11 protein-coding genes and 1 tRNA gene are annotated in these 15,551 nt (G+C 54.4%); 4 read left to right on the top strand and 8 right to left on the bottom strand.

Translation table 11 applies throughout. The features are described from left to right. Positions 1 to 311: 311 nt before the first annotated feature. Positions 312 to 3,149, bottom strand: a complete 2,838-nt coding sequence (locus HV832_RS14440) for an alpha-1,6-glucosidase domain-containing protein (protein ID WP_317889344.1) — start codon at positions 3,147 to 3,149, stop codon at positions 312 to 314. Positions 3,150 to 3,401: 252 nt separating this feature from the next. On the opposite strand from HV832_RS14440, the gene HV832_RS14445 reads away from it, so the two are divergent. Continuing rightward, entirely contained in the window at positions 3,402 to 4,415 is a 1,014-nt protein-coding gene (locus HV832_RS14445) for a glucokinase (RefSeq protein ID WP_223827354.1), read from the top strand. Positions 4,416 to 4,485: 70 nt separating this feature from the next. Beyond that, on the top strand, positions 4,486 to 6,105 hold the full coding sequence (locus HV832_RS14450; protein WP_223827353.1) for an alpha-amylase family glycosyl hydrolase: 1,620 nt from the start codon (positions 4,486 to 4,488) through the stop codon (positions 6,103 to 6,105). A gap of 58 nt (positions 6,106 to 6,163) precedes the next feature. Here HV832_RS14450 and HV832_RS14455 read toward each other — a convergent pair whose 3' ends face one another. From HV832_RS14455 to mutL, 5 genes are all read right to left on the bottom strand, one after another. Beyond that, positions 6,164 to 6,823: an energy-coupling factor ABC transporter permease gene (locus HV832_RS14455; RefSeq protein ID WP_176804565.1), complete on the bottom strand. Its 660-nt coding sequence runs from the start codon at positions 6,821 to 6,823 to the stop codon at positions 6,164 to 6,166. Between the two features lie 224 nt (positions 6,824 to 7,047). Beyond that, positions 7,048 to 9,075 carry an Ig-like domain-containing protein gene (locus HV832_RS14460; protein ID WP_176804566.1) on the bottom strand — a complete coding sequence of 676 codons (2,028 nt, stop codon included), beginning with the start codon at positions 9,073 to 9,075 and terminating at the stop codon, positions 7,048 to 7,050. A 189-nt stretch (positions 9,076 to 9,264) separates the two neighbouring features. Beyond that, a tRNA-Met gene (locus HV832_RS14465) sits at positions 9,265 to 9,341 on the bottom strand. Between the two features lie 145 nt (positions 9,342 to 9,486). Beyond that, on the bottom strand, positions 9,487 to 10,470 hold the full coding sequence (miaA, locus tag HV832_RS14470) for a tRNA (adenosine(37)-N6)-dimethylallyltransferase MiaA (protein WP_176804567.1): 984 nt from the start codon (positions 10,468 to 10,470) through the stop codon (positions 9,487 to 9,489). Further along, positions 10,470 to 12,332 carry a DNA mismatch repair endonuclease MutL gene (gene mutL / locus HV832_RS14475; RefSeq protein ID WP_176804568.1) on the bottom strand — a complete coding sequence of 621 codons (1,863 nt, stop codon included), beginning with the start codon at positions 12,330 to 12,332 and terminating at the stop codon, positions 10,470 to 10,472. The genes miaA and mutL overlap by 1 nt, the downstream gene beginning before the upstream one ends. Positions 12,333 to 12,530: 198 nt before the next feature. Between mutL and HV832_RS14480 the strand changes: the two genes are divergently transcribed. Together HV832_RS14480 and HV832_RS14485 are read left to right on the top strand one after the other, a co-directional pair. Further along, complete coding sequence (locus HV832_RS14480) at positions 12,531 to 13,178, top strand: VTT domain-containing protein (protein WP_176804569.1); 648 nt, start codon at positions 12,531 to 12,533, stop codon at positions 13,176 to 13,178. Continuing rightward, positions 13,175 to 13,555 (top strand): hypothetical protein, encoded by a 381-nt coding sequence (locus HV832_RS14485; protein ID WP_218132053.1) that lies wholly within the window; start codon positions 13,175 to 13,177, stop codon positions 13,553 to 13,555. Before HV832_RS14480 ends, HV832_RS14485 begins: the two co-directional genes overlap by 4 nt. A gap of 46 nt (positions 13,556 to 13,601) precedes the next feature. On the opposite strand, the gene HV832_RS14490 is transcribed toward HV832_RS14485, so the two are convergent. Next, complete coding sequence (locus HV832_RS14490) at positions 13,602 to 15,038, bottom strand: N-acetylmuramoyl-L-alanine amidase (protein WP_176804570.1); 1,437 nt, start codon at positions 15,036 to 15,038, stop codon at positions 13,602 to 13,604. After that, positions 15,002 to 15,487 carry a tRNA (adenosine(37)-N6)-threonylcarbamoyltransferase complex ATPase subunit type 1 TsaE gene (gene tsaE / locus HV832_RS14495; protein ID WP_176804571.1) on the bottom strand — a complete coding sequence of 162 codons (486 nt, stop codon included), beginning with the start codon at positions 15,485 to 15,487 and terminating at the stop codon, positions 15,002 to 15,004. Before tsaE ends, HV832_RS14490 begins: the two co-directional genes overlap by 37 nt. Between the last annotated feature and the right edge of the window lie 64 nt (positions 15,488 to 15,551).

The raw sequence follows: 15,551 nt of genomic DNA on the forward strand, positions 1-15,551 counted from the left end.
CGATCTGAAAAATCCATTCCGGCTGTCTCCTCAATCTTAAGAATACGAAGGCGCTAATAATAACCGCTGTTGTATCAAAATTTTCGTCTTATTCCCGAAAAGTTTTCATATTTTTTGTAGCAAGAACAGGTGTATTCTAAATATCAAAGTTTTTGCTGAAATGAATACCTTCGGGTACTGCCTTTGTGTAAATCTGCGCTGTTCAGGGCAGTCTGCGAGCGGGTTTGCAGGCCATCGGGAAAAGCAAAATGTACACTGGTATGGCATACCAGTCATCACTGTCAGGTGATAATTCCAATTACGGTTTTGGCCTAATCTGTTCTGACAAAACAGACGACACTGCGGGCCGGTAATATAAATGTTCCGTGTTCACTCAGATAGCGTGCTTCAGCGGCAATCCGTGGATCGCCGGCATGACTTTGCATATGCACAGGATGCAGCTGATATCTGAGGCGCTGCTGTTCCGGAATAACAAGTGTCTGGGCGTGCTGACTGACGTTGATGAAATACATCAGTACTGGAAACGGGTTTTCTGCCAGGCCGGTTCCATCCAGATGGGCGGCAATCACGGCCGGATTCTGATCCGGGCCGGTATTATAAAAATGCAGGCGCTGTTGCACCTCTGCTGCATCATTCAGATGAAATAAAGGCGTGCTGTTGCGGATGCGTAGTAAATCGAGAAACGCATCACGACTCATGGCGATGTCTGCGAGCCGTGGTTTGATAAGAGGATTCCGCAGCAGGGGGCGCATCAACGGGTAATATCGGGCGTTACCTTCCGCCGGCGGCAAGCCGTTACCAAAATAGTTATCGCGTCCGCGCCAGTCGATCCGGTTAAACCAGTCGCCGGAGTTAAAGCTGTTGCCATCCAGCGATTTGGAACGCAGCAGTTCCGAACCTGCATGGAAGTAGGCAATGCCCTGACTGAAAGCAGTCAGGCCCAGGCCGAGTATCTGTGTTCTTGCCCTGTCTTCATGGCTGGTCTCGACGGGCAGCCGGAAGACATTGATGTCAAACAGGGTCTGGTTATCGTGATTTTCCACATAATTGACGACCTCAGTGGGGGATTGCGCATAGCCGGCGGGTTGTCCGTTGTAATTCATCTCGTGAAGCGCCAGTAACTGACCATCGGCAGTCTGCATGCGGTAATCACGCAGTGAGCCGGCGAGGCCGACGCGCACCATGTCTGCCGTACGGCTTTGCTCCTGGCGGGATGGCGTCACAGATAAATCATTCGGCGCATCCACCATGCCATTGATATAGCCTTGATTGCGCACGATGCTGGCAGCATCGTCACCGGGACTGGCGCCACGGATGGCATCTCTGGCGCGGTCGCTGAAAGTGCCGATACCGCTGCCATAAAGGCTGAGCTGGGTTGCCTGGACGAAGCGGGCGTCATTGGCGACTTCGCCGAAATTCCAGCCTTCACCGATCAGCTGGATTTCTCGGCCATTGTCATTGCGCAGCATCCTGCGGATGTTTTCCATCACAGCTCGTGGCTGATGTCCCATCAGATCGAAGCGGAAAGAGTCGATTTTGTATTCGCGTGCCCACATGCGGACGGAATCGCGCATCAGTTTCCCCATCATCCGGTTTTCAGTGGCGGTATTGCCGCATGGCTGACAGGTTGATTCCTCTATCTTCCCTTCGCTGTTGAGTCGGTAGTAATAGCCAGGAACAATCCGGTCCAGCACGGATTTCGGATGCTGGCCGCTGAACATGGTGTGGTTGTAGACCACGTCCATGCCGACCCGCAGATTGTGCCGATGCAGTGCCATTACCATGTTGCGAAATTCCAGAATACGCTGTGCCCCGTTTTCTGCCGAGCTGGCATAGCTGCCTTCCGGCGCATTGTAGTGCAGCGGATCATAACCCCAGTTGAAGCAGTCCCGATCGGCAAAGCGCGTGATGATGGCTTGCTGCGTCTCGCTGTCGGCACCACCTTTTATATGTGGTGTGATACATCCTTTTTCCGGTACAGATGCGATATCAAAGACGGGCAGCAAATGGATGTCGGTGATGCCGGCCTTGCTGAGCGCCTCCAGATGTCGCATGCCATCGGACTGCTTCTCGGTAAACGCCATGAATTTCCCACGGTATGCAGGCCTTACGCTGGCATCATTGATCGAAAAATCCCGGACATGCAGTTCATATACCGCCATGTCTGTGGGCTGACGAACGCGGTCAGGACGGTCTTGCCGATCCCAGCCATCGGGTTTCAGACGGGCATTTTGCAGGTTGGCGATATAGCTGCGCCCGGAATCGGTGTTCAGGCTGACGGAGTAAGGGTCGGTGACCAGATTTCTGACGATGCCTTTCCCGGGAACATACACTTTGACCAGATAGCGGTAATACTGGCCGCCCAGATTTTTGCCGGTATCGCCGTGCCAGATACCGGTCTGGGGATCCGGCTGCATATTAAATATGCTGCTGGCCTTACGCTGGCCATTGGGATAAATGCAGACGGCAACATGTTGTGCGACCGGCGCCCACAGATGGAAGCTGGTCGTGCCGCTTTGTCTGGATGCAGATGCTTTCCGGACAGGCGTGTCTGCGCCGAGGAATTGCTCATCGGCAGCCTGATACAAGTCATCCAGCACACCGGCGATTTGCAGTCCGGTGTATTGCCGTACTTCTCCGGCTTCGCTTTCCTGTACCAGTAATACTTGCTGCGTCAGCAGTTTGCGGAGTTCAGCACGGCTCAGCGCGTGACGTAATATCTTTCCTCCGGCGATGAAACGAAAGCGCGCCTGGGTGTCGGAAGGCACTTCCACCTGAGCAGTGATGTGCAAAGGAATGCGCTGATCTGCGCCACGCACGTGCTCTCCGGCATGCAGCGTCAGTCCGGCGTTTTCCGACGCATACAGATAAAACCGGTCACCTGGCGTTGCCGGCATATCGGGCCACTGTATCAAGGACTGATTCAGCCAGTAAGCCCGAGCCGAGACTGCCAGAGCAGGTGCGGCCGGACTGAGTACGGATGCATAGACGCCGTCACATTGCGCTATACCGGAGTGGCGAACAGGGGCAGTTTCAGCCTGCACCGCAATGACCTGAAGCCATAGTAGTGCCGTCAGCAGCCACTGACAGCCAGATCGCCGGATAGCTGGCCGCAGGCCTGTGTTTTGTGACGATATAAGAAAGCGCACCTTAAAAGTGTCTCCGTAAATATTTTTAGTATAAGTAGTTCAACTACATTAATGAGGTATGAAGTAATGCCTATTCATACCTTGTTTTTGCCCGATTTTATATCTGTGGATTAAATTTTACCGCATAAAATCAATAAAATGTTAGACAGCTTGATTTTATATATGTAGTATTGTTACATAAATGAGGGAGTGTCGGTATCACCGGCATCTGATTCTCACAACATTATTTATGGTGACAGGCTGGTGCAAGAATTGACGACATATAACCATCATCCCCCCCGTCTGCTGGCGGATATTGGCGGCACCAATGCGCGCTTTGCGCTGGAATTGGGGCCGCACCGGTTTACTGCGGTGCTGGTGCTGGCATGCAACGCTTATGCCGGCTTGCACGAGGCGATCCGGGCTTATCTGGAGAGCGATACGGTGCGCCAGGCATATCCAGCGATAGCGCAGGCACCGATTCGTCATGCCGCGATTGCGATTGCCAATCCGGTTGACGGCGATCTGGTCAGCATGACCAATCATCACTGGGAATTTTCAGTCAGTCAGCTGCGTGACGGGCTGGGCTTGCAGACACTGGTGGTCGTCAATGATTTCACGGCGCTGGCAATGGCGCTGCCTTATCTGCAACCGGAAGAAAAAGTGCAGGTCGGCGGTGGTCAGGCACAACCACAGCGCGTGATCGGACTGATCGGTCCGGGTACCGGACTTGGGGTTTCCGCCATTATTCCGGCTGGAAAGCAATGGGTGCCGTTGTCCAGCGAAGGCGGGCATGTGAGTTTCTCCCCTGTCGATGCAGAAGAATTGCAATTGCTGCAGGAAGTCTGGCGTGAATTCCCGCATGTCTCAGCCGAAAGACTGATTTCCGGCATGGGAATTGAGTTGATTTACCGTACGCTTTGCTGCTTGCAGGGACAAACGGATGCCCTGGAACTGCCAGCAGCAGAAATCAGCCGTCAGGCACTCGATGGCAGCTGTCCGGTTTGCCAGAAAACGATAGCGCACTTCTGTGCGATGCTGGGAACGGTGGCAGGCAATCTGGCGATTACGCTGGGCGCAACCGGCGGGGTGTATATTGGCGGCGGTATCGTGCCGCGTCTGGGTGAGCTGTTTGCGCATTCCGCATTCCGTCAGCGTTTTGAGGCAAAAGGGCGCTTTGTGAATTATCTGGCGCAAATCCCGACATTTGTGATTACTGCTGAATACCCTGCGTTTCTGGGGGTGTCTGCGATCCTGACAGAACGCTTGCCCGATATTGCCTGCTGAGCTGATTTTATTTCGCGTCTGACCATATTAATTACACTTGATTATGTCCATCCCAGTTTCTCAAACCAATATGACTTCTGCTGCTGACTGGTGGCGTGAGGCCGTGATTTATCAGGTTTATCCACGCAGTTTTTATGATACCAACAAGGATGGCATCGGTGATTTGCCGGGTATTACGCGCAAACTCGATTACATCGCTTCGCTGGGTGTGGACATTGTCTGGATTTCGCCATTTTTTAAATCGCCGATGAAAGATTTCGGCTACGATGTTTCCGATTACTGTGATGTCGACCCTTTGTTCGGCACGCTGGCCGACTTTGACCGGTTATTGCAGCGGGCGCATGAGCTGGGACTGAAGGTCATGATCGACCAGGTGCTCTCACACTGCTCCGAGCTGCATCCGTGGTTTGTGGAAAGTCGTCAGAGCCGTGATAATCCAAAGGCAGACTGGTATGTCTGGGCTGATCCGCAACCGGATGGTTCACCGCCGAACAACTGGCTGTCCGTCTTTGGTGGCTCCGCCTGGCAATGGGATGCGCGTCGCCGGCAATATTATCTGCATAATTTTCTGGTCAGCCAGCCGGATCTGAATTTCCATCATCCAGATGTGCAGCAGGCACATCTGGACAGCATGCGCTTCTGGCTGGAGCGTGGCGTGGACGGATTCCGTCTGGATGCCTGCAATTTCCATTTCCACGATCGTTCGCTACGCAGCAATCCGCCGGCGCTGAATCGCGATACTAAAACTGTACAGGATAACAATCCTTACGGCATGCAGGCGCATATCTATGACAAAACACAACCGGAAAACCTGGCGTTTCTGGAGAAGATACGCAGTCTGCTCAATGAATACGGTGCGATTGCCATTGGTGAAGTCGGAGCGGATGACTCTCTCGGGGTGATGGCGGAATACACGGCTGACGGCAATAAACTGCACATGGCATACAGTTTTAATCTGCTGACGCCGGATTTTTCCGCAGCATATATCCGCAAGCAGGTCGAGGAATTTGAGGTCCGGGTAAAAGGCGGCTGGGTTTCCTGGTCGGTTGGCAATCACGATGTGGTCCGGGTGATGTCGCGCTGGGGCGGCGTACATCCGGTGCCGCAATTTGCAAAGATGATGCTGGCGATGCAGTTGGCACTGAAAGGCACACCATGCCTGTATCAGGGTGACGAACTGGCATTAACAGAAGCGGATATTGCCTATGAGGATATTCAGGATCCTTACGGCATCACATTCTGGCCGGAATTCAAAGGGCGCGACGGATGTCGTACTCCGATACCGTGGGTGGCAACCGAGCCGCACGGTGGATTCAGCCCGGTCAAACCCTGGTTGCCGGTTCCCCCGGAACATGCCTCCAGTGCCGTAGATGTGCAGGATGCCGACCCGGCATCGGCGCTGAATTATGCCCGGCATATTTTGCACTGGCGCAAACAGTGGCCGCAATTAACGCGCGGCGAGATGCATTTTTACGATGCTCCGGAGCCGGTGCTTGCCTTGCGGCGTGATTTACCCGGACATCCGGCAGTGATGGCCTTGTTTAACTTGCGTGACCAGCCCATCAGTTTTAACTTGCCTGATGCGGCGCAAGCGACGCAGATGCCCGGCTATGATTTGCCTGGTAAGGTCAGCGGCGCACAGGTTGAACTGCCCGCTTTTGGCGCCTGGTTTGGCATACTGGAATCATGATTTGAGTGAGGCATGTGAGTGGCCGTGTTGAGCAGGCTGTGTCCCAAGCGCAGCCTGCTTATTTTTCTTTCAGATATATCCGGTCATCAAAAGTGAATAACCATTGCGGCCGGTAAACCGCAAAAATCGTCACCAGAAATCCCGTCAGAAAAGCTTCCCCCCAGGTGAGCAACAGCATATAGGCAAACGCATCGGCAGGAATCACCTTGCCTGGCAGCAGCCAGCCATGCATCAGCAATGCCAGCAGGCCTGCGCTGGCATTGACCGCAAATGCTCCGAAAAAACCGTTCCCAAACAGATAAACAAACATATGATGCGGCAAATATTCCCTGCTTTTACTCAGGATGAATGCACTCACCGAACATGGAATAACCGCCAGCAGCAGCATATTTGCGCCGAGATTGAGCCAGCTGCCGCCATATTCGGCCGTATACGCAAAAACAGCGACGGATGCGCCCCACATCGCCAGCGTCCGGTCAAACATCAATGCCAGTAGTGCAACCCCCATCAGATGCAGGTACAGGTCAGGATGCACCGGAATCCGCATGCGCCACACCAGAACCAGCACGATCACACTGGCGCACCAGGCAGAAAAAACGGTTGGCTGCTGCAGTTTTTGCCAGGGAAGCTGGTTTGACAGCAGCATCAGGGCTGCCAGTGCCAGCAAATTAAACAGAATGCCGGTGGTGAAATCGAGTGGAATATAAAAAAGACCCATGATGAGGTTCGCCTGTCCGGGAAAATGGTTGCCGGAGAAAGTATAAAACAAGCCGGCTGGCAGCAGGGTCGTCTGGATGTGTCCTGGTTCTGCCAGCGTAAGTAATGAAGAAAAATCTTGAGACAGATCAGCATCAACTGAAAGGTGATATCCAGAGGCAATACAGGCGAAAAAAAAAGCAGCGCTGCTGCGCTGCTTCAATGATCTGGCTATACCCGGCGAGATCAGGGATCGACCAGCAGCACAGTTGCTGTGGCTGTACCACCTCTGCCATCGCTGATGGTGTATTCAAACGTATCAGCAAAAAACGATTTGACTGGTGTGAACAGCACTTTGTTGTTCACGACAGAGATGGTGCCGGAACCGCCGGCAGGCTGGGTAGTGGACAGAATCGTCAATGGATCGCCATCCGGGTCGCTGTCATTTGCCAATGGGTCAAGCAGGCTTGCCTGATGGCCGGATACCGAAAAGAAATCATTTCTGGCAATAGGCGGATGGTTCGGCGCAACGACTGGCGGCTGCGGTGGAACCGGTGCTGGTACAACCGTTACCGCAACCTGTGCCGTGGCATTGCCGCCATGTCCGTCAGTGATGGTATAGCTGAAGCTATCAGCGCCGGCATAATCTGCGGCGGGCGTGTACAGGATTTTCTGTCCCTGAATTACTGCGGTGCCATGCGCTGCGCTGCCGACGCCGGAAATGCTGATGGGATCTGCATCCGGATCACTGTCATTACTTAACACGTCAATCAGCACGGGCTGATTCTGTTTGGTGCTCGCCGTATCATTGACTGCAACAGGCGGGCGGTTCAGGTAAGCGCGGGTGCGGGTCTGTACCTGTGTTTTTTCCTGGGAACGGTAGACGTCTACGCTGCGTTTATGCTCCATGCTCTGGCGCAGTGCATTGCGTACCCAGGCCGGTTCCTGCGGGATGTCTTCACGCCGGTAAGTGACGGATGGCTCTTCTCTCGTGATGTACTGTTCCGGGATATCGATGACTTCGTCTTTGTCGATCTGGCTGACAAACTCCAGATCAACGCGACGGTTTTTCTCGCGCATCTCCCTGGTGGCCGGATATTTCGGCTCCGACCTGCCTTTGCCCTCGACGACCACATCGACCGTATTCAATGCACCCAGCGAGATCAGATAGTCGCGGACAGCGATTGCGCGCTGCAAGGATAATTTCTGATTGAATTTTACAGAGCCCAGATCGCAGGTATGGCCCGTGATCCTGACATTGCCTTCGCGCTGATATTTTTTGAGCGTGTCGGCAATTTTTTCCAGTTCGGTACGCGCCACATCGGTAAGCCGGGCGCTTTCGATCACGAAGAAGGCATCGCCGCTCATGCTGGTGGTGGTCTTGACCAGACGGTGTGCCGTCGTTGCCGGTACGGTGGTCGTTACGAGTTTGGTAGTTTTTTCTTCCACCATACGGTATTTTTCGGCATGTCTGCTGCTGGTAGCACCGAAGTTGTAACGATAGAAGAATCCGATCCGGCTGTCATTCAGGCGGTCTTCAAAATCACCGGATTTACGGTAGTGCGCCAGTTGCAGCGCGACGCTGTGCGGTGTGCCGGTAAAGAATTTTTCGGCGGTCAGACTGGCGCCGGTCTGCCGGGCATTGGATTTGCCCCATTCGTAGTCCAGGCCAGCCGTAACGCGTAGTTGCTGTTCCGTGTAATGGTGGCCGGCGCGCATACCCAGACCGTAGTCATAAGCACGTTCATACAGGCGCGTTTCCGTCACGGTGTTGACTGTGTCGATGTAATCGCGACCGGCTTCATTGCCACGGATTTCATCCGTGGCCGAGATGATTTTACTGTTCAGCAGGCGGCGGTCAGAGTCGCTGTAGCTGGCAGACAGATGGCCAAACCAGTCGGCAGTTTCCCTGCCGACGCCAATGCTCAGTTTGCGATCATGCCGGGTATTCTGATCAATCGCGACGAAGGATTTGATCACGGCATTGTTGTGCAGGAAGTGATAACTCAGCTTGCCACCGCCAGCCTGATTATTCAGCCAGAGTTCGCCCAGCCATGCGGAATCAATGCTTTCATTCAGCAGGCCGGATAATTCTCCCGTCATTCCGCCCCGGTTCTGGAAACCGATGCCCAGCCGGGCGCTGTCGCCAATGAATTGCAGGCTGCCGCCTTGCTGTACAGGAGGTTCATTCAGTTGTGCATGAGCGGAGGGCAGGGCGTAAAGTAGCGCTAAGAGTAACGGCGAGTATTGCGGGCGGGAGTGGTGAGAAGGCATGAAAATGTAAAGGTTGAAAGTTTTGAATCTGGGATGGCCTTGTAATGTGCAATGTCGCAGCTGTCATGAAAACCGAACCAACGTCATGCAAACCGGATACCAATAACAAAAAACGCGATAAAAAACCCGCATCAGCACTGGGCTAGAAGCGGGTTTTTGTACATCTTTGGCGTACCTTAGATGAAATTCTGGTGGTGATAGGTGGACTTGAACCACCGACCCCAGCATTATGAGTGCTGTGCTCTAACCAACTGAGCTATATCACCAAGAAGCCTGAAATTATGTCATCCGGCAGATATTCTGTCAAGATTTTCGTGTGATTTTTCGCCAGCAAATGTACTTTTGGTGGAGAAAATGCAGGAAAAATTGCCGTAACATTAAGTCACGGCATTTCCGGTAAATCTTCTCCGCTCAGGTCAGCGGGCTTGCCTGTTGCAGCAGTTCGCTGATGCGGGTTGGCGCATCCGGATTAAAGCAGTCGATGATATGGCGTTCCTGCATGGAGCGCAGCCAGGTCAGCTGACGTTTTGCCAATTGGCGGGTTGCGATAATTCCGCGTTCGCGCATATCTTCATAGCTACTGTGTCCGTCGAGATACTCCCATGCCTGACGATAACCGACGCAGCGGATTGAAGGCAGATCCGGATGCAGGTCTGAGCGCAGGCGCAATTGCCGGACTTCATCCAGAAAACCCTGTTCCAGCATCAGGTCAAAACGCAGTGCGATCCGCTCGTGCAGGCGATGGCGTTCTGCCGGTTCCAGCGAAATTGAGAATAGTTCAAACGGTGCTGCGGCTTTTGTTTGCCTGGCCAGCAGGGCAGACATGGTCTGTCCTGTAATCATGTAAATTTCGAGCGCACGCTGAATACGCTGGCTGTCGTTGGGTTTCAGGCGGGCTGCCGTGTCCGGATCAATCTCTGTCAGACGCGCATGCAGGCCGGGTACGCCGATGTGCACCGCTTCGGCATCCAGCTCGGCCCGGATATCCGGGTTGGCGCCGGGCAGGTCATCGAGGCCGTGCCGGAGCGCATTGAAATACATCATGGTGCCGCCAACCAGCAGGGGTTGACTGCCCCGGGCGCGGATTTCCTGCACCAGACGCACAGTGTCTTTGCGGAACTGCGCTACTGAATACGATTCGGCCGGATCGATGATATCAATCAGATGGTGTGGAACTGCAGCAAGTTCGCTGGCGTTTGGTTTGGCTGTACCGATATCCATACCGCGATAGACCAGTGCTGAATCGACGGAAATGATTTCCACCGGCATCTGGCGGGCAATCGAGAGCGCGGCGGCAGTTTTGCCGGATGCTGTCGGCCCCATGATGGCGATGACAGGTGGAGTGCCAGATTGCGACTCCCGTGTTTCTTCCGGGTTTGAGTGAGATGTTGTCATTATTGGCCGCGCAGGAACATTTTATCCAGATCATTCAGACCCAGTTGCACCCATGTCGGGCGGCCATGATTGCACTGGTCGGCACGTTCGGTCTGTTCCATCTGGCGTAACAAGGCATTCATTTCGGTGACGGTCAGGCTGCGGTTTGCCCGGACCGCGGTATGGCATGCAAGCGTACCCAGCATTTCATTGCGGCGGTCGATCAGCACCCGCGAGCCGCCGAATTCTCTGACGTCGCGCAGCACGTCGCGTGCCAGTGACTGGGCATCGGCGTTTTTGAGTAAAGCCGGTACGGCGCGGACTGCCAGGGTGGTTGGGGAAATTGCCGTGATATCAAAGCCAAGTGTGCTGAGTATTTCGTGCTGTTCGCTGGCGGTGCCGACTTCGACTTCATCCGCATAAAAAGTCACCGGAATTAATAAAGGCTGCACCGGCATACTGTTCTGATCCAGCGCATTTTTGAGCTGTTCATACAGAATTCGTTCATGGGCGGCGTGCATATCGACCAGCACCAGACCTTTGCTGTTCTGCGCCAGCACATAAACGCCGTGCAATTGGGCCAGTGCAAATCCGAGCGGATGTTCGTCTTCCGGCAGCGTGTTGCCGCGCGCTGCCAGTGCAGAAGATGGTGATGGAGCCGGTGACTGAAACAGGGCGCCGTAATTTTGCAGACTCTGCGCCACACCCATGCCCTGGAGACTATCGCTATAAGTACCTGCACCGGTGTAAGCGGCGCTATCGGCCTGAGCTGCAGGAAATGCAGTCGCAAACTGTGACGCAAAAGTCGCTTGCTCACCAGTAATCCACGGCAGCGCTTTTCCTGTGGACATGGCAGTTGCCGGAGCCGGCACCGTACCGAATGCAGTCGCGGAAGTCTGTGCCAGCACACGGCTGACCGCATGGAAAACGAACTGGTGAACTGCGCGGCTGTCGCGGAAACGGACTTCAATCTTGGAGGGGTGCACATTCACATCCACCAGCGCAGGATCCAGATCCAGCGCCAGTACATACGACGGATAGCGGTCGCCGTGCAAGACATCCTGATACGCGGCACGCACGGCGTGGGTCAGCAGCTTGTCGCGCACGAAGCGGCCATTCACATAAAAAAACTGGGCATCGGCACGACCTTTGGATGCGGTCGGCAAGCCGGCAAAACCATGTAGTCGCAATGGTCCCGCTGTTTCATCCAGCGGAAGGCGGGCGCTGGAAAAGCTTTCTCCCAGAATCTGGGCGCTGCGCTTATCAATCGCGCTGACGTTCCAGTGATCGACAGTTTTTCCATTGTGATTTAAGGAAAATGCCACATCCGGGCGGGCAAGCGCGATGCGCCGGACCACTTCGGCGCAATGACCGAATTCAGTCTGCTCCGATTTCAGGAATTTCCGGCGTGCCGGCGTGTTGTAGTACAAATCCCTGACATCGACGGTGGTGCCCGGAGCGCCGGATGCAGGTGAAACCGTGCCGTTTTCTATCTGCCAGGCATGTGCTGCATTGGCTGTGCGGGTAGTCAGCGTCAGTTGAGAAACCGAGGCAATCGACGCCAGTGCTTCACCCCGAAAACCCAGCGTGGCAACATGCTCCAGCTCGGTCAGAGAGGCAATCTTGGACGTTGCGTGGCGTGCCAATGCGAGCGGTAACTGTTCCGGAGGGATGCCACGGCCATTGTCGGTGATCGCAATCCGTTTCACGCCGCCTTCTTCCAGCCGGATAGTGATCTGGCTGGCGCCGGCATCAAGGGCATTTTCCAGCACTTCTTTGACGACCGCCGAGGGGCGTTCGACGACTTCGCCGGCGGCGATCTGGGAAATCAGATGATCAGGCAGTGCCTGAATCGGACGGTAAATAGGGGAGTTGGCATTCATGGCGTGATTATACCCGTGCCGCCTTACGCAGATCGGGCTCAGAACCTGTTTCCGATCTTACTGCGCGTGCGTGATTCGGACATGCAACATACATTCCGCTTTTTGCACTGATCGCACGCTGCTCACGCCCGCTCGCGACAGATTGTAAAGAGAGGTTCTTGGTGTATGATTGCGGCGGTTTCACTGACTTGGATAAAAATGGATTTCATGCAACTTCTGGACATGATTCTGCATGTCGACAAAATGCTGGGCGCGGTGATCACACAGTACGGGACATTGGTTTATTTCGTCCTGTTTGCGATTATCTTCTGTGAAACGGCATTCGTGATTTTTCCGTTTCTGCCCGGAGATTCGCTGTTATTCATTGCCGGCACCTTCAGCGCAACCGGCGCGATGGATCCGCTGATCCTGATTCTGCTGCTGATTCTGGCATCGATCTCCGGAAACACGGTGAACTATTGGATAGGCAGTCTGATCGGTCATAAAGTGCTGGAAAAAAATTACCACTGGATCGATAAAAACGCGCTGCAAAAAACGCATGAATTCTACGAAAAGCACGGCGGGAAAACAGTCGTGCTGGCGCGTTTTATTCCGATCGTGCGGACATTTGCGCCATTCGTCGCGGGTATTTCTGACATGACGCATAAAACCTTTCAGACCTTCAATATCATTGGTGCGCTGCTGTGGATTTTGAGCCTGGTACTGAGCGGCTATTTCTTCGGCAATATTCCGTTTATCCGTGAGCACCTGAACAGCATCGTGCTGGTCGGTGTGGGCGCGGCTGTGATTCCGGTCGTGCTGGGAACCTTGTGGAAATTGCTGAAAGGCTTGCGGAAAGCATCTTGAAACACCCGTTGCATGCCGGGGATGCGCAGGTCATCTGGCTACACCGGCAAGCGCCGCCTAAGCCGGTTGCCGGACAAGTCTGCAACGGTTGCGGCGTGTGCTGCACCATCGAACCCTGTCCGGTGGCAAGCGTATTTCTGTGGCAATACCGTGGCAGTTGCCGGGCGCTGATCTGGGCGCCGGATGCGGAGCGGTATCTGTGCGGGATGCTGATCCAGCCTGCCCGTTATCTGCGCTGGCTGCCGCAGCGCTGTGAAACCTGGTTTTCACGCCGGGTAGCACGCTGGATTGCGGCTGAAACGGTCTGCGATTCGACCGCCTCGGCTGAGCTGCAAACGGAACCAGCTTCTTTACATTCCGAAAATCTGCCGAAATAACACACCCGCAAGGTGTCAGGGATGCGCGCAGATCTGATCGCAAAGATCAGGTCATGCGGTTTTTTGCCAGAGGTGGATTTTTGGCGAAATATTTTTTCACCCCTTTCAGCACCGCCTCTGCCAATTGATCCTGATAACTGTCATCGGTCAGCCGCGCTTCTTCTTCCGGATTGGAGATAAATGCTGTTTCGATCAGGATGCTCGGGATATCCGGTGCTTTGAGTACGGCGAATCCGGCCTGCTCCACGGCACCTTTATGCAGGCGGTTAATGCCGCCGATTTCATTCAGCACTACTTTACCCAGTTTCAGGCTGTCATTTATCTGCGCCGTGGTCGATAAATCCAGCAACACGCTGGCGAGCTGCTTGTCATGAGTTTTGATGTTGACGCCGCCGATCAGGTCGGCCGCATTTTCTTTATCGGCCAGCCAGCGCGCTGCTGTCGAGCTGGCGCCTTTTTCCGAAAGAATGAATACCGATGAACCGCGCGCCGAGGCATTTACAAATGCATCCGCATGCACCGACATGAACAGGTCGGCCTGGACCGCCCGCGCTTTTTGCACCCGGACATTGAGCGGTACAAAATAATCGGCATCGCGCGTCAGCATGACCCGCATATTCGGCTGTTGTTCAATCTTGGCCTTAAGCCGCTTGGCGATTGCCAGCACCACATCTTTTTCACGGCTGCCGCCGCGACCTGTTGCACCCGGATCTTCGCCGCCGTGGCCGGGGTCGATGGCAATCGTGATCATGCGGGTGATGACCGGATTCTTGTCTGTCGCGTTTTCCGGAACCTGCCCGGAGTGTTTGTCTGCGCTCGCCATGCTGTTGATATCAACGGATTTGTCGCCGGTGATTTTTTCTGCGATCTTGGTGTCAGGTTTTTGTACTTGCCGTGTATCCGGCTGGCGGCTCGCAGGCAGCTCGGGTTTCAGATTCGGCGTGGTGGGCGCCACCTGCGCGACGCTGTCTTTTTGCCACTCGCCTTTTTCGATGAGCGCGGCAATCGGGTCCGGCGGATTGGCAGGGTATAAGTCAAACACCAGCCGGTGCTTGTAGTTGCCGACCGGCTGCAGGGTGAATACCTGCGGGCTGACTTCTTCCTTGAGGTCGAATACGAGACGCACAATATTCGGTTTATTCTGACCGACCCGCACTTGTTTGATGTAAGGGTCGTTCGGCTGAATTTTGGCGACCAGTTCTTTAAGCGTTGGGTTCAGCTCTAATCCTTCGATGTCCACCACTAGCCGTTCCGGATTTTTGACGGTGAAAAAATTGGTGACCAGTTCGGTATCGTTTTCCAGGGTGACGCGGGTATAGTCCTCGGCGGGCCAGACCCGTACCGCAAGGATTTTCGCCGCCTGCGCGGCAGGCGTTGCCAATACCGACAGCAATAAGGTGCCGCCTGCTTTAATGATGGTGCGGCGGACGCGGGAGGCGGGCTGTGTTACAGATTCGGAACAAATTGGAGTGATGCGAGACATGCGATACCCTTGGCAGACAACGCGTGCAATTCTACCTCACGGCCATCGCCGGCGACGCGTAAATATACATTCAGGTCTGGCTCTGGCAACACGTCTTCGGCTTTTTCAGGCCATTCCACGATGCAGATATTACTGGCATTGAATTCCTCACGGAATCCGGCATCCAGAAATTCTTCTGGCGTGCTCATGCGGTACAGGTCAAAATGCATGATGGTGGCCGGCTGGCCGCGCAGCAGGATGTCATAAGGCTCCGCCAGCGTATAGGTGGGGCTTTTGACATGACCGGGATGGCCGGCAGCGTGGATCAGCGCACGGGTCAGCGCGGTTTTACCGGTACCAAGATCACCATGCAGAAAAATGGACAATCCCGGCACCAGCGTGTGCGCCAGGCTTTTTCCCAATGCCTGGGTGGCTGCTTCGTCGTGCAGGGTGGTTTTATAATGAGACATTGATCGCCAGAACCGTATTCATGAATTCGCTAAACATAGCATATCGCCATTCCCTTGTGTATGG

The organism is Cognatundibacterium oligocarboniphilum, from assembly GCF_013377855.1.
GTDB classification, from domain to species: Bacteria; Pseudomonadota; Gammaproteobacteria; order Burkholderiales; family Burkholderiaceae_D; genus Undibacterium; species Undibacterium oligocarboniphilum.

Excerpts from the sequence above, each read along its gene's own strand:
- HV832_RS14455 (WP_176804565.1), bottom strand. The coding sequence starts at position 6,823 with ATGGGTCTTTTTTATATTCCACTCGATTTCACCACCGGCATTCTGTTT.
- HV832_RS14460 (WP_176804566.1), bottom strand. The coding sequence starts at position 9,075 with ATGCCTTCTCACCACTCCCGCCCGCAATACTCGCCGTTACTCTTAGCG.
- HV832_RS14480 (WP_176804569.1), top strand. The coding sequence starts at position 12,531 with ATGGATTTCATGCAACTTCTGGACATGATTCTGCATGTCGACAAAATG.
- miaA (WP_176804567.1), bottom strand. The coding sequence starts at position 10,470 with ATGACAACATCTCACTCAAACCCGGAAGAAACACGGGAGTCGCAATCT.
- HV832_RS14490 (WP_176804570.1), bottom strand. The coding sequence starts at position 15,038 with ATGTCTCGCATCACTCCAATTTGTTCCGAATCTGTAACACAGCCCGCC.
- HV832_RS14450 (WP_223827353.1), top strand. The coding sequence starts at position 4,486 with ATGACTTCTGCTGCTGACTGGTGGCGTGAGGCCGTGATTTATCAGGTT.
- mutL (WP_176804568.1), bottom strand. The coding sequence starts at position 12,332 with ATGAATGCCAACTCCCCTATTTACCGTCCGATTCAGGCACTGCCTGAT.
- tsaE (WP_176804571.1), bottom strand. The coding sequence starts at position 15,487 with ATGTCTCATTATAAAACCACCCTGCACGACGAAGCAGCCACCCAGGCA.